The following is a 17,281-nucleotide window of genomic DNA, read 5'->3' on the forward strand; positions in this document are numbered from 1 at the left end:
TTACCGATTCTCAACAATGTTGTATAATTGTTGCATCCTTTCCAACCCCTGTAGAGTTGGGAACTCATCAAACTTAGCAGTCTTCTGGAACTTAGTCAGCACTTCTTTGCCCTTGGGGTCGTTATGCATGGTAGTCAAGATACTCTTGAGCTGAGCCAGCAATTCAGGATCCATATTGGCTGGAACCATCACGACTTGCCGAGGCACTTTTTCCGTCTTAGCCAAAATAGTCATGGCTTGCTGGACATCCTCGGGGACTTGCTCGAAAGTCTGGTTATCCACTGCACCAGCGTCTGCCTTTGAGCTAATCACCCATTGGATAGTATTTTCATCATCATCACTGAAGATATACCCCACCTCATTAGCTGCCACTACATCACTGCTTGATCCCTTTTCATTAGGCTTCAAACCTGCTTCAATCAGATAAGCCATTGGTAACATATAGCCAGAGGTCGATTGTCTATCATCAAACGCGATCTTCTTACCCTTGAGGTCAGCTAGGGATTTAATCCCTCGGTCTTTCATAGTAAAGATAATCGTGTGGTACTCAGCATCACCCCGTTTCCAGCGGCGCAAAATTGGTTGAGCGCCGGACTCTTGATTAATCCTCATGGCTGGGTAGAGGCTATCGAAGTATAGGTGTACCTCCCCTTCTTTGAGCCAGTTGATCATGGTAGGAAAATCAGAGGCAATTTTTACTTCGCCAGTGTTAATATCGAACTGACTCAACTTCTCACCCAGGTAATTTGCCAGAGGCTGGAAGCGGCGGATCTTTTTGGCTGGATTCTTTGAAATATCAGCTAAGATAATCACCTTAGTGTCTTCGGAAATTGTCGATGGCTCTAAGCTAGGGTTTGATTGTTCTGCTGGTTGACCACAGCTCACTAAGGAAGTGAGCAGACCAACGAGCATAACTTTTCCTAACAGCTTGGTTAACATAGTGTCCTACTCTCAATTACAGTTAGAACCGATGTCTTCACAGGTAGATACTAGGGTTAGCCATGTCAGGATGGCTACCTTAGCCAACTTAGCAAAGTTTTCAGTGAATCTACTTAAGAATAGCGATTTCCTACAGGACACTCTACCTCAACACAAAAGCCCATAAGTAAATTCACTGATTCGGTTATCCCCTTGAACTGTAGATGCCTTACTAATTCCTTGGGTTAGGTGAAGATCAATACAGGAAAATTTAATGCCAGAACACCCTAGTGCAGTTGGGCTAGAGCGAGTTACATGCTTAGAGGGAATGACACGCTCGCCTGATGGACAAAGGGAAAAGCTATTCGTCTTACCCCAAGCCCTTTTCCTTGTCCTCGTAGGTTTTGCCTCCGAAAAATCATCTCTTTGAGAGTACCTTAGTTTCACCAGTTTCACCTCCCCATAGACACCCTGTCCTAAAGCAGAACTTGCATAGCTCGAAGCTCCGGTTTCTTGAGAAGTCATAGATTACCTCCCGGTTAGACAATGACTCTTGAGCATCGGAGTAGATGCATTAGTGTGGTAGAACCTAGGAGCTATGTTATATGGTATCACTTTATGTCGTGACATCACATTATCTACTTACTAGCAATTGGTTGTAGATCTTAATAGTTAGGGGATCTGAAGGTACACCATTAAGTAGAGGATATCGAATTGCATTATTGTATATTTTTATAATTTATTATTCATTATTTTAAAAAAAGCAATTATTGGTTACCATAAATAGGCATTAATTTTAAATAATATTTATAGTAATTTAAAGATTAAGTTCTAAGAAAATAAAATTGAGACTGCACAAGTTTATATTAATTGAAACTGTCTTCGTTCCAGGATTAAGTGAAAATTGAATAATGCTACTTGGTAGTATAACTCGACCGACGCTCTAAATTTGGCTAAAAAAGGTTAACTAGCCTAAATAATATTTATAATGGCGGCGTTTCACAGTCTGCTCTAGATTACTAAGATTTCATAGAAATTTTTTAAAAATTGATTTTTTTTTAAAATAGCTAGTTTTTGATATATCAAACTAGATCAAAAAAACTATTAATCATGATTAATAGTCAGAGTTATAATTAATTTTTAATATAAAAAATTAAGCAGATATCCAAAACTATGCTATTATTTTTTAATCATATTCTGCAAATTACCGCCAAAGTGGCGTGAAACAAAGTTGGATTAGCTTTTAAATTAAAGTTATCCCATCAGGCTGTGGTGATTCCTTATTTAAAGATTGAGTAAAGACTTTGTGAAGTTTCAGTAAAGATTTGGTGAAGTTTCAGTGAAAATTACTAGAACTACACGAAATTTATGACTGATTTAAAAAATTTCTCATAATTGCATCATAAATTGCATCAGAGGCATTTAATTTACAGTATGAGCTAAGTATTACCTCTACCTAGACGGAGCCAGGAACACCATGGTAAAAGATCAGAGTCCATCCATTTTTCATAGAAAAATGCCCAAAATCATACAAGCAACCATTAACTCAACATTGCTGTTGGGTATACTAACATCACCTGCCGCCGCCTTCTCCCTAGACATTAAGCCGATTTCTACCTTTTCCACAGGAATCTTCGATGATGGAGCGGCGGAGATATCGACTTTCGATCCACTCAGCCAAAGGTTATTCGTTACCAATGCTAGCAGCAATCAAGTCGATGTCCTGGACTTTGTCGGAGGCAACCTCTCGTTATCCACCACCATCCCCCTGGAATCGTTTGGGGCAACACCAACCAGTATTGCCTCTAGCAATGGCTTACTAGCGGTTTCCGTAGCCAATGAAGTGCAAACTGATCCAGGAACAGTGGCTTTCTTTGACACCAACGGTAACTTCAAAACATCGGTCAGGGTTGGTGCCTTGCCTGACGCGATAACCTTTACCCCAGATGGCAGGAAGTTACTGGTTGCCAATGAAGGAGAGCCAGCCTTCTCAGAGACTTTAGGTCAGATCGTTGATCCAAAGGGGTCGGTTAGTATTATCGACCTTCTTGACCGGAAGCATCCTACTGTCAGGACTGCAGACTTTAGTTCGTTCTCAAAACAGGATCTGGAAAACCAGGGAGTTCAGCTGTTTGTTGATGCATTCGAACAAGTTGAGGCTTCATCCCAGGACGAATTCGGCATTGAGGATTTATTCGAGTCCCCGATTACCCCTGATCGGGATCTCGAACCGGAAAACATCACTGTCTCAGACGATGGTAAAACTGCCTGGGTAGCACTCCAGGAAAACAATGCCATTGGTTTTCTCAACCTAGAAACTAATGAGTTCACCAACGTTGTGGGTCTCGGTGTCAAAGATCACAGTGAGCCTAATAATGGTTTAGATACTAGCGATAGAGATGATGCTATCAATATCCAAAACAGGCCAGTGTTTGGGTTATTCCAGCCAGACCAACTTGATGTCTATACTGTTGACGGCATAACTTACTTAGTGACTGCTAACGAAGGCGATTTCCTCCGGATTGAGGGTGACTTAGACGGTGAAGAAGTAAGGTTTTTCCAGGAAGATGAACGGATAGATGACTTAGTCTTAGACCCAACTGCCTTCCCTGATGCGATCGCTTTACAAGAAGATGATGTTCTAGGACGTTTGCAAGTTTCAACGATCAATGGTGACCCTGATGGAGACGGTGACTTTGACGAACTGTTTGCCTTTGGAGCACGCTCCTTCTCAATTTGGAAGGTAACAGAGGATGGCTTAGTGCTAGTTTTTGACAGTGGCGATGCTTTTGAACAAATAACTGCTGACCTATTTCCGGATTTCTTCAACGCTGAAGCTGAGGAAAACAACTTTGATACGCGCAGCGACAATAGAGGTCCGGAAGCCCAGGGCATAAGAGTGGTTGAGTTATTCGGTCGCACCTTTGCCTTCATCGGTTTTGAGCAAATTGGTGGCTTCATAGTCTATGACGTTACCGATCCTGAAAATGCATTTTTTGTCAATTACATCAACAACCGCGACTTCCTAGGGGATCCTGAGGCTGGTACAGCAGGGGATCTTGGTCCTGAAGGATTGCTGTTCATATCAGCAGAGGATAGTCCCAACGACACACCGATGCTAGTTGTTAACAATGAGGTCAGTGGCACAACTACTGTCTACTCAATCGAACAAGTACCAGAACCAAGTTCTCTATTGGGTCTGTTTAACGTTATTGCTTTAGGGTGTATCGCTTGGAAGGGAAAGCTTTCAACAACACCTAAAGAAACTAGCCTTTAAAGGCAAGTGAGACTGGGGGAATAAGATCTCCTCCAGTTTAATCACTTGGTATGCAGGTAAATCTTTAATTGTTAATTGTTAATTGTTAATTTTTTATGTAATTATTTAGGTGTAGGGGTTGACAAACTCTGTAAGGTGTGAATTTGGCAGCAAAAATCAGCAAATTTGGATTGTTTAATACAGTTTGAGTCAGGCCGCTGGCAAAATGCACAAAATAGCTTCAAAAACAACCCCAAAACCTGAATAATTATATTTTCAATTTTAAATTTTCAATACACATCACATGCTTTCATATAATAAATTTAATCTAAATTTAATCTAAGTTTTATCTAAACTTAATCTAATCAATGTATTCAAACTGTTTTAATTGGTATTATTCCATCACTTCATCACTCCCTAAACGAATTTTCGATTGAGGGGGCAACAAGTCATGAATCGAGTTATGAATTCGGTCAAGGCCAAGGAATCTGGGGATTAGCGGCCAACTCGCTAGCCACTGCTGCTGCGCCGTATTGATTCAGATGACTCGGATCAGCAAAATACTGATTTTGGTTTAGCCACTGCCTCCCCATATCGATAAAGATAAATCCTTGATCAGTTTGTTTGAGCATCCACTGCTGCAATTTCTGTTCACGACTCAGACGCACTGGATCTAAATAGTCTTTGGTAAGGGGTAAGTTAACCACCACTAAGGGAATATTTTGTTTCCGCAAAAAACTTTTAATAGCATTGACAGCAGTAGTCTGTTTACCGGCAAAACTGAAGGGCTGATAATCGGCATCATATCTCCCTGAGACTCGTGGATGGCTCCGATAGTAAATTTTTGGGTTAAAGGTGCCATTCATAGGGAGAAAACCATTAGCATTGATGGCAAAAGTACTATAGCCAGTGTTGGCGGGAGTTAACTGTTTTGAAACCAGTTGCAGGTTGCAGGTTGCAGGGTCTAGGTTGCAGGGTCTAGGTTGCCGATTTGAAGTTAAGGTCGCTGTTGCCCAAAGTCTAGTTTCCGGTGCCCATTTTTGATAAAGTTTATTAGTAACACTGGAAATAGTAGACTCAGAAATAGCTTGGCAAGTATTGGCTGATTCCTTTTGACTTTTAGGAAGTTTGGGGCGATCGCCTGCCAACAAACGTTTATATCCTTCTGAGGCGACAAGGGATTGATAGGTGCGGTCTACTCGTCCACTATTGAAGGCACGCACCCCATCAGCCCAGATCACTAACCGTGGCAATTGTTCTGGAGTCAGGAGCTGACGGAGTTGGAAGTCAACAAATTGAGCTGTGGCACCATTGACCCCAAAATTGAAAACCTTTAGCTCTCCTTTGCCTAACATGCCTAAGGATTTTTGGAGTTGCTGAGGATCAAGCCCTTGCAATGCCCGGGAACTACCTACAATTAGAATGTCAGGCCTACCAACGGCAGCAATATAGGATAGATAAAGCCGCAGCTGCTGATCAAATATTTCGTTATCAAAACTAGAGAAGGGCAAGGATGAAGTGGTTGCTACTGCTTCAAGGTACGCTAACTCTAGGTTATTGATATATTCAGCAATTTTTTTTTGAGCAAAAATCCGTTTAGGACTGTCTGCTGGGATAGCTTGCAAATCCTCAATGGCTTGAATCCACTCATTGATCACAAAATTCCAATCTTCTGTTGATCGAGCCAATTGTGCCATAGCAGTTGCTCTTCGTTCTTTTTTCATACCCTTGGTAATCGGATTAATAGAAGAGCAGGCTGGGGGAGAACCTTCATCGACTACTTGATTCCCAGGGGATACTGCTACTGAGGGCAATAGTGTGTTTGCTGCATGGTAGAGTGGCGTAGTCTTCCAAAAGCCAGCCGCCAGTAGAAGTGATGCTATGGTAGCGCTACTGTAGAGTCTAAACCAGAATTTACGCATGGTTGTGATGGGGTACGCTCAACTTACTTCAATCAGTTCAAAGTCGAACTATGTTGACACTCCACCTTCTTATAAGGAAGAGCATTCTTAGTGAGAGCGAGTCCAATATTATCTAGTTTAGCACAACTTTGATACCAATGTATTAACAGAGTTTGCTCAGTTCCTTCTATCTATAATTATCTATAATTAGGATAAGGGTGTTTAGTTAAACCGTGCTGCTTCAGCCAATTCCTAGTAAGAGAGTGTTTAGGTTTCACCAGATACTTGAATTAAAACAGTTCTGTCTCTAGGTCCATCTAATTCAACGAATAAAACCGATTGGTAGGTGCCCAAAGCTAATTGGCCATCAATAATAGGAATATATTCGCTGTTGTTTAGCATCATTGCCATTAGGTGAGAGTGGGCATTGATCGGTTCATCAGGAGGTACAATCCTTAAGTGCAGGTCATTATGGAGATATTTACCATCTTTAGGTGCTAGCTTGTCTAGATGGACTTTGATATCTTCGAGTAATCGTTCTTCGTATTCATTAATTGCTAACGCAGTAGTTGTATGTCTGGAAAAAACTAAAGCATGACCGTTTTTAACCCCAGCAACCTCTAGTAATTGGCTGATGTAATCGGTGATATTGTAGATGGCTATAGGTTCGTGGGTTTTAAGTTCGATTATTTCACTCTTGACCAGCATGACTGCACACCAATAAACTAATAACGTTGACAATTAAACTAAATTACCAGAAATTTTGAAGATGAAAGAGCAACTGCTCCGTTGGCTTAACCAAATTTTAATGCTCGATGTTTTTCTAGTCTTATTGAGCTTTTTTTGGTTTGCGATCGCATTGGTTGGTCGTTCGGTTGGTATTCCTTTGGGACTGGAACTATGGTACAGCCTTTGGGAACCAGTATTTACTCCCGCCATTGGCGTGCTGATGGCTGGAGCAATTGTGAGTGGGCTAATTAACCAGATTTCTAAGCGTTTGACGTCGAATTGAGTGGGGAAGTGCGTAAGTGTGTAAATGCGTAAGGGCTTACAAATCACCAATGACTATATAAATATGCATAGAACATGGACACTGATTCATCACTTATAGCACTACCCATTAAGGTGTTTGACATTGATAAAAGTTGAAAAAGGTGCGACCCGTGGCGAATTTAATTCGCCAACGGAAAGCGCACCTACGCTAATGCACGTCAACTTTTGCCTCTTGCCTCTTGCCTCTTGCCTCTTGCCTCTTGCCTCTTGCCTCTTGCCTCTTGCCTCTTGCCAATGCCATTGCGCGTAGCGCTATAATCCTTAATGCTTCATGGTTTATGCTTAATCCTTGATACTTCATTTGATAATTTTTCTAGGGAAGAGCCATGTTGCGTAAAGCTTTGTTGGTCTTAACCATGATTGTCATAGTCGGTTTGGCAAACCCGAGCACTGCCCAAACCGCTGACTACCCCAGTCTTTGGGATAAATTAGCAGAACTAAAGTCCCATGAGTTTGTGGATTTAACCCATACCTTTCATCCCCAGATTCCCCATTGGCCAGGCTTTGATCCTGAAAAACGCACCACAACCTACTACTACGATGAGATGATTGGCACCAAGGGTTCTGGATTTTTGGTACAGCGCTATAATCTTCCTGGTCAGTGGGGTACCCACGTTGATCCGCCAGCTCATTTCGTCAGGGGTAAACGGTTTCAGGATGAAATCCCGGTCACTGAAATGGTGCTACCCCTGGTGGTAATCGATGTCAGCGACAAGGTGACTCAAAACCCCGACTATCAAATTACCCTGGAAGATGTACAAGCTTGGGAACAGAAATACGGTTTGGTGCCAGAAGGGGCATTTGTAGCAATGCGTACGGATTGGTCTAAGGCTTGGCCTAGTATGACCAAAATGCGTAATGCTGACGCTAATGGTATTGCCCATTATCCTGGCTGGAGTGCTGAAGTACTGAAATATCTTTACGAAGAACGCTACATTACTGCTTCCGGTCATGAACCAACTGATACTGACCCTGGAATTTCCACTAGCCAAGGGGACTATTCCCTAGAAAATTATATTCTCAGCCAAGACAAGTATCAGATCGAGTTGCTGACTAACTTGGATCAGGTGCCGGAGTATGGTGCGATCGCAATAGTAACGTTTCCTAAACCCCTGAAAGGTTCTGGTTTCCCAGCAAGGGTGTTCGCAATTATTCCGTAGTAAGGCAAGAGGCAAGAGGCAAGAGGCAAGAGGCAAGAGGCAAGAAATTATATAGGAATTTTTAGTTGCGTAGTGGCGTGGCACACCTAAAAATGTAGGTTGGGTTGAGCGGTAGTGAAACCCAACAAAGCGTTACTGGTGTTGGGTTTCATTCTTCAACCCAACCTACGCTTATTGCACTAGCAGCAATAAATCACAAATCAATCGAATTGGTATATAGGGCTTAGCGCTATATATATTTACGAACCTTTGGCAGATTGACTGTCTTGATTGAGCGCGTTCAAATAATTCTAATGGAAGAGGTTATCTGCCGAGAGGCAGATCTAACCTAAGAGCAGTAGCTCGATTGCTCAATTTAGAGGACACAAAGATGAAAGGAATTTTCGGTGCTCTACTACCAGGACTGATCACAACCGGTTTTGTAGGCGCAACACTACTACCTGCTGCACCGGCAGCTGCTGGTGATTTACTAAGAGATATCGGTATTGGTGCTGCTGCTGGTGCGGTAGTTGGAGAATTAACTGACAACGGCTCATTGATTGGTAATAGTGCCAATGGCGCTGCTGCTGGTGCTGCTGTCAATGCTACTAAGCGCAATAGAACTAGAGCTCGCCGTAACAGTGCCGGGAGTCTAGTTCAAGATGCAGGGTTTGGTGCTGCTGCTAGTGTGGTCACTGGCGTGATCATTGACAATGGTTCAGTGGTAGATAATGCGGTCAAAGGTGCTGCTACTGGTCTAACCATTAACCTTCTAGACCGTTGAGATTTCCAAGTAGCCCATACCTTGGGATTATCTAATCGTCGGCAACCGATGTTTATTGGTAATCTACCGACTTAGGTCTAAGCCGAAGTAATGGTTAGTTAGCCATGGGTAGGATAAATGCTACACGATTAAGGTGAGCATTTATCCAGCTGGCCTAGGGCGTGTTTTCTGGCCTCGTTATATCCTAAAAGTAGTGTGTTCAATGGGTGCATTCATGGATCGAGGGGACGTGAAGTTTTGAAGAGTGGGAGAGGTTAAAACCGTTATTACCACCACAAAAACCCCATACAGGTAAGCCCAATCACGACCGGAGAGGAAACCAAAGAAGAGTGGAGCCTTTATAGGCGATAGGCTATGCATAAAAGGGTTAAAACTCATCAAATAAGGCCGGAGATGAAACCTTAGAATAAAGAAGCCTTATTTCATATAACTTAAACTTATGATTCACAGACTGTCGCCTATAAAGGCTTCTTTATTCTTACGGTAACTTCGTTCCCACTCTTCTTACGGTAACTTCGTTCCCACCGACAAGTGGTCAACGGCATTCAAAGGATACTCCGCAACTGGAGCGCCGTGGCGAGACCTGCCAGAACGTTATGGAAAGTGGCAAACTGTGGCAACAGGTGCGACCCGTGGCGAATTTAATTATTAATGGGTCAAGCGCACCTAACGGTTTTATCGGTGGCAAAAAGCTGGGTAGGGCAAGCAAATTGAGCGAAAATCTCCAAGCAAGAGCCGATGAAGATGGAAAACTCAATTGGCAGGTCCATTATGTAGATGGAACAGTGATACGTGCCCATCAACATGCAGCCGGTGGGAAAAAAGGGGTGAAGAAGACGAATCACGGTAGACGTTCCCGTGGTGGGTTCAGTACAAAAATACACATACGTTGTGAAGGAATAGGGAAACCCCTAACCTTTCTTCTAAGTCCAGGTCACAGAAACGAGTCAATTTTTTTTTGAACAATTGATGGAACTTCGAGCAGTAAAGCGTTCTGGCAGAGGTCGCCCACGTATTCGCCCCAAAAGAGTAGTTGGAGATAAAGGTTACACAGGTCGTAGAATCCGTAATTACCTCCGTCGTCGTGGTATCCGTTTTACTTTTTCTTTGACTTTCGAATGAACTACATCGTGGCCCGTTTAACCGTGAAATTTATCGACAACGGAACCTGATAGAGCGTGCTATCAACAGACCTCTTACAGTTTCGCCCCATCGCTACCCGATACGAAAAACTTGCTATAAATTATACAGCTATGTTAGAAATCGGATTAATTTTGTTGTGGTTATAGTTTGAAAACACGCCCTAGCGCTATAAACTCCCCAAAACCTACAGGAGTCTTAAAGCCGCACCTCCAACTAAAGGTTAGCAATTGCAAGGGTATATCAACCAGAGCAAATTTGTTGTATTGGGCTCTGGTGCTGTGATTCCCTTAAGGTTGATAGCTTTTCTCTACTCTTCCTGCTCCTTTGAGAATCCGGTAGTATGACAGTGCCACCTCATCCTCTTCATCTGAAAGTCGGTCTATGGCAATACCATTACGACCATTGTCTATACCAGAACTATGGATATAATAACCGTCTCCCAGATATAAACCAACATGATTCACGTCTTGGTTTGTGGCGAAGAAAATCAAATCACCTGGTAGAGCTGACTCAATCTCAATTGTTTTCGTGAAAGCATCTTGCGCATCGGCATTCCTAGGTAACCAAATTCCTGAAGCAGTAAAAGCGGCTTGTACTAGTCCTGAGCAATCATAGTTGGTAGCAACAGTACCTCCCCAAAGGTAGTGGTTCGGCTGCTCCATTGCAGCTTTGGTAAAAGCAATCACTGCTGGGAGTCGTTCTTGGATTTGGGTAGTTGAAAGGGTAACTGGCTGATACTTAGTTGGCGCATATTCAAGTTCTGCTAAATACTGCACCTGCAACCAGCCACTATAGCCATCCTCACATAATCGCACTTCTAAAAAGTCATTTACTGGTGTTTTCGAGGTAAACTGCAAGTGACGTCCTACTGCTGCTTGAGTGCCCAAAGCTTGGCAACTGGGAAAATCATAGATGTTCAAATTAACTTGGCAGTAGTACTCATATTGTGTTGCTTCAACCTTCTCGAAGTTTGCTTGTAGATTCTCTAGAGAAATCATCAAAAATTTTTTAAAGTCCCTTATTATTTACATTTTGAGCCAATTTTGTGATTCAATTTTTACCTACATCCCACACTATAAAACCCACACCCTGTCTATTTTTAAAGTAGCTTATCACTTCGTGAGGCTATGTTCCCCACTAAACCTTTTTACAGAGGTAGAAATACCAGCCCACCTCACCGGCGGCAATCATTTCTTGGGTTTTTTTAAAGTCAGCACTTGTATCTGGATATTGCTCTCGAGCTAACTCCGACACTAGTTCATAGCTCTTTTCCAAGTGCTGGCTCAAGTCCTTTTGCTGCAATAGTGTAAATCCTAGCTGGCTAAGGTTGTCTGCATAAACTTTAGGACTAAATGTTGGCTTGAATAGGAGTCGGTCGTAAACGTACTTGCGGGCAGTTTCACTGACTTCATCTACTGGGGTTACCAAATCATCAAATAAGAAGATGCCGTCTGCTCCTAGAACACGGTAAGCCTCCGCCAAAGCCTTATTCAGTTTAGGAATGTGGAAAAGAGCGGCTTGACTCCAGACATGGGTAAAGGAGTCATTTGGGAAAGGCAGGTTAGTTGCTGATTCCTTGTGGAAGCTTAGGCGCAGAGATGGATAATGACTAGCTTTCTCTTGAGCATAGTCAATAAAAATACTACTGAGATCGACTCCTACCACTTCGCATCCTGTCTGCTGAGCTAGCCAGATAGCAGTGTTGCCATTTCCACAAGCTACATCTAACACCCGGGACTCAGCAGTAATACCACTCTGTTCCAGCATATATTCATTCCAGTAATGGCAGGCAGAGAGAAAGTCCTCAGGTCGAGCGTTGGTCAAGTTTTCAAAATAACCCCAGTGCAGACCTCCTTCTGAATCCCAGAAATTGCGGAAACGTTTGTCTCGTTCGGGATTGTTGAAACAAGCTTCAATGTCAGCTTCCGTAAAGCTCTTTTGCATCATGTTTTCTTTACTGATTTAACTTATATACTACTGAGTTCTACTATTAAACCATCATCGGGAATCTCCACGGAGTCTATTCTCACATAATTCCCTTGGTTTAGGCGTACAGAGCGGTTTTTGGCTAGGGCGTGTTTTCTGGCCTCGTTATATCCTAAAAGTAGTGTGTTCAATGGGTGCATTCATGGATCGAGGGGACGTGAAGTTTTGAAGAGTGGGAGAGGTTAAAACCGTTATTACCACCACAAAAACCCCATACAGGTAAGCCCAATCACGACCGGAGAGGAAACCAAAGAAGAGTGGAGCCTTTATAGGCGATAGGCTATGCATAAAAGGGTTAAAACTCATCAAATAAGGCCGGAGATGAAACCTTAGAATAAAGAAGCCTTATTTCATATAACTTAAACTTATGATTCACAGACTGTCGCCTATAAAGGCTTCTTTATTCTTACGGTAACTTCGTTCCCACTCTTCTTACGGTAACTTCGTTCCCACCGACAAGTGGTCAACGGCATTCAAAGGATACTCCGCAACTGGAGCGCCGTGGCGAGACCTGCCAGAACGTTATGGAAAGTGGCAAACTGTGGCAACAGGTGCGACCCGTGGCGAATTTAATTATTAATGGGTCAAGCGCACCTAACGGTTTTATCGGTGGCAAAAAGCTGGGTAGGGCAAGCAAATTGAGCGAAAATCTCCAAGCAAGAGCCGATGAAGATGGAAAACTCAATTGGCAGGTCCATTATGTAGATGGAACAGTGATACGTGCCCATCAACATGCAGCCGGTGGGAAAAAAGGGGTGAAGAAGACGAATCACGGTAGACGTTCCCGTGGTGGGTTCAGTACAAAAATACACATACGTTGTGAAGGAATAGGGAAACCCCTAACCTTTCTTCTAAGTCCAGGTCACAGAAACGAGTCAATTTTTTTTTGAACAATTGATGGAACTTCGAGCAGTAAAGCGTTCTGGCAGAGGTCGCCCACGTATTCGCCCCAAAAGAGTAGTTGGAGATAAAGGTTACACAGGTCGTAGAATCCGTAATTACCTCCGTCGTCGTGGTATCCGTTTTACTTTTTCTTTGACTTTCGAATGAACTACATCGTGGCCCGTTTAACCGTGAAATTTATCGACAACGGAACCTGATAGAGCGTGCTATCAACAGACCTCTTACAGTTTCGCCCCATCGCTACCCGATACGAAAAACTTGCTATAAATTATACAGCTATGTTAGAAATCGGATTAATTTTGTTGTGGTTATAGTTTGAAAACACGCCCTAGCCCAAAGGATAAACCAATGCGAACGCCTTTGGCGCGGCAGAGCCGTTCGCGAAGCGGTTCCAAAGGAACATCGCATTCGCCCCCTACCAATTAGGATTCACTATCACCACTATCCAAACCATATCCCCCACCTCCAGGGGTCTCAATCACAAACACATCACCTGTATTCATTTCCACCACCGCAGTATTACCCAACTCTTCAACAGTTCCATCCTTCCGTTCCACATAATTTTTTCCCAAAGCACCCGCTTCACCACCATTTAACCCAAAAGGCTTGACCACTCGACGTCCAGATAGAATTCCTGCAGTCATAGGTTCTAGGAAACGAATCTGGCGAATTACGCCATTACCCCCACAATGAACGCCCTTACCGCCACTATCGGGGCGAATCCCAAACCTATCCAAAAGTACTGGAAATCGCCATTCCAAGACTTCTGGGTCAGTTAAGCGAGAATTCGTCATGTGAGTATGTACCGCATCTGTTCCATCAAAATCAACCCCTGCCCCAGAGCCTCCACAAATCGTTTCATAGTATTGATAGCGCTCATTGCCAAAGGTAAAATTATTCATAGTACTCTGAGATGCCGCCATCACTCCTAAAGCACCATAGAGCGCATCGGTTATTGCTTGGGATGTTTCCACATTACCGGCTACCACTGCTGCTGGATAACGGGGATTGAGCATAGAACCTTCGGGAATAATTACCTCCAAAGGCTTCAGACAACCGGCATTGAGGGGAATATCATCATCGACTAGGGTGCGGAAGACGTATAGCACTGCTGCTTTGCATACCGCTGACGGTGCATTAAAATTACTATCTAACTGAGGCGAGGTACCGGTAAAATCAATCTTGGCACTACGGTTGTCCCGGTCAATAGTAATCGTGACCTGAATCTTAGCACCCCCATCTAACTGATAGCTGAAACTGCCATCTGTCAGCACATCAATAACTCGGCGCACCGACTCCTCAGCATTATCTTGGACATAACCCATATAGGCTTGCACTGTCTCTAATCCATAGTGGGCTACCATCTGCCGTAACTCTTGGACACCTTTCTCATTGGCAGCAATCTGTGCTTGTAAATCTGCTATATTCTGAGTCAGATTCCGGACTGGGTATTGACCCCCTAACAGGAGTTGGGTTATTTCATTTTCTCGGAATTTACCATTCTCAACCAGCAGGAAATTGTCAATTAATACTCCTTCTTCCTTCACGCTGGTACTATTAGGAGGCATCGAACCGGGAGTGATACCACCGATGTCAGCATGGTGTCCTCGGGAAGCTACAAAGAATAAAGGGGAGAGGGGAGAAGGTTCCTTTAGCCCTAGGGAAGAGTTGAGGAAAACTGGAGTAACAAGGGTGACATCTGGGAGATGAGTGCCACCATTGTAGGGATTGTTGAGAACATAGACATCCCCAGGTTTAAGACTATCACCATGGGCATCAATCAAGCTGCGGACACTTTCACTCATTGACCCCAAATGCACTGGAATATGGGGGGCATTCGCTACTAATTGCCCTTGTTGGTCAAAAATCGCACAGGAAAAGTCTAGCCGTTCTTTGATATTGACTGAATAACTGGTATTTTGGAGAGTTGTCCCCATTTGCTCTGCTATGGAACGGAATAGATTGTTAAAGATTTCCAGCATGACAGGGTCAGGATGGGGTGAAGCTTGGACGGTATTTGGTTGCAGCTGATCTATAGTGCTATTAGTCAAGCTTTCCAGGTTGTCTTCCTGCTCCCCCAAACCAGATTTAACTAAAATCAAATGATTCCGTTCAGTCACCTCTGCTTTCCAACCAGGCTCAATCACATTAGTTCCGGTTGCCTCAATAATTAAAGCCGGACCAAACACCGAATCCCCTGGCTGCCAATCCTCTCGCCTAAACACAGGGGTATCCCACCACCGATTAGCGGTATAGATTTGCACTGTGGCAACGGGAGCACACATTTCCCCACTCTGACGAGACCGTATGGGTTCTGTTGGGATAGCCATCCGCTTTACTAACTCTACCGAAACCGCTTCGACCATCAACGTTTTCCCTGGCACGATAAATCCATAGCGCTGTCGATGCAATCCTTCAAACTCTTCCGTGATCTGATCAATCCCACCAAACCCAACAACCAATGGGGAATCGGTGCCCTCATAGCGCAAATGGACTCGCCGAATCACTTCAACCTCGTTACTATTCCGATCCTGGGCATGGTTGTGGTTCAACTCTTCTATGCCCTGAGCCACCAACTTGGCTAAAATTCCCTCTAACTCCAACCCCTCTACTAACTCAGCCTCAACTGACTGTTCTTTTAATACCCTGATATCGGCTAAACCCATTCCATAAGCGGACAATACTCCAGCAAAGGGATGAATGAACACTCGCTTAATGCCTAAGGCTTCGGCAATTAAACACCCATGCTGGCCACCAGCACCCCCAAAGCAACATAGGGTATACTCGGAAACGTCATAGCCCCGTTGTAGAGAAATCTGTTTAATGGCATTGGCCATCTTCTCTACTGCGATCGCTAAAAATCCTGCTGCTACCTCCTCTGGTTTGCGGTTATCCCCAATCTGTTCTACCAATCCTTCAAACCTCTGCCTTACCACCTCAGCATCCAACGGCAAGTTACCATCCGCTCCAAACACCTTGGGAAAAAACCCTGGCTGCAACTTCCCTACCATCACATTGCAATCGGTCACCGTCAACGGACCCCCCTTACCGTAGGAAGCAGGACCTGGATTTGCCCCAGCTGACTCTGGTCCTACCCGATAACGGGCACCATCAAACTGGACAATGGAGCCACCACCGGCAGCTACTGTATTAATTGCCATCATTGGCGTGCGCAGCCGCACCCCAGCAATCTCAGTTTCAAAGGTACGCTCGTATTCCCCATTGTAATGGGCTACATCTGTAGAGGTGCCACCCATATCAAAGGTAATGATCGTCTCAAAACCAGCAATTCGACTAGTCTGTACTGCTCCAACAATACCGCCAGCAGGTCCTGATAAAATACTATCCTTCCCTTGAAACTGTTGCGCGTCCGCCAGTCCTCCGTTTGACTGCATGAACATCAATAGTCCAGAGGTTTTCCCCCGTAAGCCTTCAGGCCGGGTAGTTTGAAGGTTATTTTCCAAAGCTTCATTGGTCAAGCCGCCAAGCTGCAACTGTTCTTCTACCTGATCTACATAGCGACGCAGAATCGGTGATAAATAGGCATCAACTACTGTGGTATCCCCCCGACTGACTAATTTCATCAAAGGGGTGACTTGATGAGATACTGAAATTTGGGTAAAACCAATCTCTAATGCTATGGTGGCTATCTCCTGTTCATGAGTGGGATAGCGATAGCCGTGCATCAAGACAATGGCGCAGCTACGAATACCGTCATCATAAGCAGCTTGCAAGGATTGGCGGGTTTCAACCAGATTGATCGGGATTAGCTCTTTACCCTGGGCGCTGTAGCGTTCTTCTATCTCAATCACCCGTTCATAGAGGATTTCAGGGAGCACAATTTCACGGGCAAAGATATTGGGGCGATTTTGATAACCAATGCGCAAGGCATCTTGGAAGCCCTTAGTAATAACTAGGACAGTGCGATCGCCTTTCCGTTCCAATAAGGCATTGGTGGCTACTGTCGTTCCCATCTTGATCGCTTCAATGGCATCACTGGGTATCGGCTTACCAACAGGGATGTTGAAAATCTCTCTAATTCCCTGTACTCCAGCATCTTGGTACCGTTCAGGATTTTCCGACAGCAGCTTATGAATTATCAACTGCCCATCCGGGCGTTTGGCCACAATGTCCGTAAAGGTACCACCTCGATCAATCCAGAATTGCCAGCGTCCAGTGGAAGTAGTAGTCATATTTG

15 protein-coding genes and 2 pseudogenes are annotated in these 17,281 nt (G+C 44.0%); 9 read left to right on the forward strand and 8 right to left on the reverse strand.

Annotation, left to right across the window (positions count from 1 at the left end):
• Entirely contained in the window at window positions 1-912 is a 912-nt protein-coding gene (locus tag F6J90_RS29205; protein WP_293101796.1) for a phosphate/phosphite/phosphonate ABC transporter substrate-binding protein, read from the reverse strand.
• A 174-nt stretch (window positions 913-1,086) separates the two neighbouring features.
• Window positions 1,087-1,443, reverse strand: coding sequence for a hypothetical protein (locus F6J90_RS29210; RefSeq protein ID WP_293101798.1), 357 nt, complete (start codon window positions 1,441-1,443; stop codon window positions 1,087-1,089).
• Between the two features lie 991 nt (window positions 1,444-2,434).
• Between F6J90_RS29210 and F6J90_RS29215 the strand changes: the two genes are divergently transcribed.
• Window positions 2,435-4,195: a choice-of-anchor I family protein gene (locus tag F6J90_RS29215; protein WP_293101801.1), complete on the forward strand. Its 1,761-nt coding sequence runs from the start codon at window positions 2,435-2,437 to the stop codon at window positions 4,193-4,195.
• A gap of 452 nt (window positions 4,196-4,647) precedes the next feature.
• On the opposite strand, the gene F6J90_RS29220 is transcribed toward F6J90_RS29215, so the two are convergent.
• Window positions 4,648-6,096 carry a hypothetical protein gene (locus F6J90_RS29220; RefSeq protein WP_293101804.1) on the reverse strand — a complete coding sequence of 483 codons (1,449 nt, stop codon included), beginning with the start codon at window positions 6,094-6,096 and terminating at the stop codon, window positions 4,648-4,650.
• Between the two features lie 246 nt (window positions 6,097-6,342).
• Window positions 6,343-6,816, reverse strand: a complete 474-nt coding sequence (locus tag F6J90_RS29225) for a secondary thiamine-phosphate synthase enzyme YjbQ (RefSeq protein ID WP_366513906.1) — start codon at window positions 6,814-6,816, stop codon at window positions 6,343-6,345.
• 28 nt (window positions 6,817-6,844) lie between these two features.
• On the opposite strand from F6J90_RS29225, the gene F6J90_RS29230 reads away from it, so the two are divergent.
• The 6 genes and pseudogenes from F6J90_RS29230 (at window position 6,845) to F6J90_RS29255 (ending at window position 10,013) form a co-directional block, all read left to right on the forward strand.
• Window positions 6,845-7,087: a hypothetical protein gene (locus F6J90_RS29230; RefSeq protein WP_071103904.1), complete on the forward strand. Its 243-nt coding sequence runs from the start codon at window positions 6,845-6,847 to the stop codon at window positions 7,085-7,087.
• Window positions 7,088-7,210: 123 nt separating this feature from the next.
• On the forward strand, window positions 7,211-7,378 hold the full coding sequence (locus tag F6J90_RS29235) for a hypothetical protein (RefSeq protein WP_293101807.1): 168 nt from the start codon (window positions 7,211-7,213) through the stop codon (window positions 7,376-7,378).
• Between the two features lie 76 nt (window positions 7,379-7,454).
• A complete protein-coding gene (locus tag F6J90_RS29240; protein ID WP_293101810.1) occupies window positions 7,455-8,288 on the forward strand; it encodes a cyclase family protein in 834 nt (277 codons plus the stop codon).
• Window positions 8,289-8,634: 346 nt separating this feature from the next.
• A complete protein-coding gene (locus F6J90_RS29245; RefSeq protein WP_293101812.1) occupies window positions 8,635-9,051 on the forward strand; it encodes a hypothetical protein in 417 nt (138 codons plus the stop codon).
• 522 nt (window positions 9,052-9,573) lie between these two features.
• Window positions 9,574-9,667 (forward strand): annotated as a pseudogene (locus tag F6J90_RS29250) (transposase); the annotation flags it as partial.
• Window positions 9,648-10,013 (forward strand): hypothetical protein, encoded by a 366-nt coding sequence (locus F6J90_RS29255; protein WP_293101815.1) that lies wholly within the window; start codon window positions 9,648-9,650, stop codon window positions 10,011-10,013. The pseudogene F6J90_RS29250 and the gene F6J90_RS29255, both read left to right, overlap by 20 nt.
• 468 nt (window positions 10,014-10,481) lie before the next feature.
• Here F6J90_RS29255 and F6J90_RS29260 read toward each other — a convergent pair whose 3' ends face one another.
• The 3 genes from F6J90_RS29260 to F6J90_RS29270 all read right to left on the reverse strand — a co-directional run bounded on the left by F6J90_RS29260 (window position 10,482) and on the right by F6J90_RS29270 (window position 12,311).
• On the reverse strand, window positions 10,482-11,192 hold the full coding sequence (locus tag F6J90_RS29260; protein ID WP_293101818.1) for a C40 family peptidase: 711 nt from the start codon (window positions 11,190-11,192) through the stop codon (window positions 10,482-10,484).
• A 139-nt stretch (window positions 11,193-11,331) separates the two neighbouring features.
• Window positions 11,332-12,141: a class I SAM-dependent methyltransferase gene (locus F6J90_RS29265; protein ID WP_293101821.1), complete on the reverse strand. Its 810-nt coding sequence runs from the start codon at window positions 12,139-12,141 to the stop codon at window positions 11,332-11,334.
• A gap of 20 nt (window positions 12,142-12,161) precedes the next feature.
• Window positions 12,162-12,311, reverse strand: a complete 150-nt coding sequence (locus tag F6J90_RS29270) for a hypothetical protein (protein ID WP_293101824.1) — start codon at window positions 12,309-12,311, stop codon at window positions 12,162-12,164.
• A 319-nt stretch (window positions 12,312-12,630) separates the two neighbouring features.
• On the opposite strand from F6J90_RS29270, the pseudogene F6J90_RS29275 reads away from it, so the two are divergent.
• Together F6J90_RS29275 and F6J90_RS29280 are read left to right on the forward strand one after the other, a co-directional pair.
• Window positions 12,631-12,724 (forward strand): annotated as a pseudogene (locus tag F6J90_RS29275) (transposase); the annotation flags it as partial.
• A complete protein-coding gene (locus F6J90_RS29280; protein ID WP_293101815.1) occupies window positions 12,705-13,070 on the forward strand; it encodes a hypothetical protein in 366 nt (121 codons plus the stop codon). The pseudogene F6J90_RS29275 and the gene F6J90_RS29280, both read left to right, overlap by 20 nt.
• A gap of 435 nt (window positions 13,071-13,505) precedes the next feature.
• Here F6J90_RS29280 and F6J90_RS29285 read toward each other — a convergent pair whose 3' ends face one another.
• A complete protein-coding gene (locus F6J90_RS29285; protein WP_293101826.1) occupies window positions 13,506-17,276 on the reverse strand; it encodes a hydantoinase B/oxoprolinase family protein in 3,771 nt (1,256 codons plus the stop codon).
• Window positions 17,277-17,281: the final 5 nt, after the last annotated feature.

Origin of the sequence: Moorena sp. SIOASIH, assembly GCF_010671925.1 — a bacterium.
In the GTDB taxonomy this organism is placed as follows: domain Bacteria; phylum Cyanobacteriota; class Cyanobacteriia; order Cyanobacteriales; family Coleofasciculaceae; genus Moorena.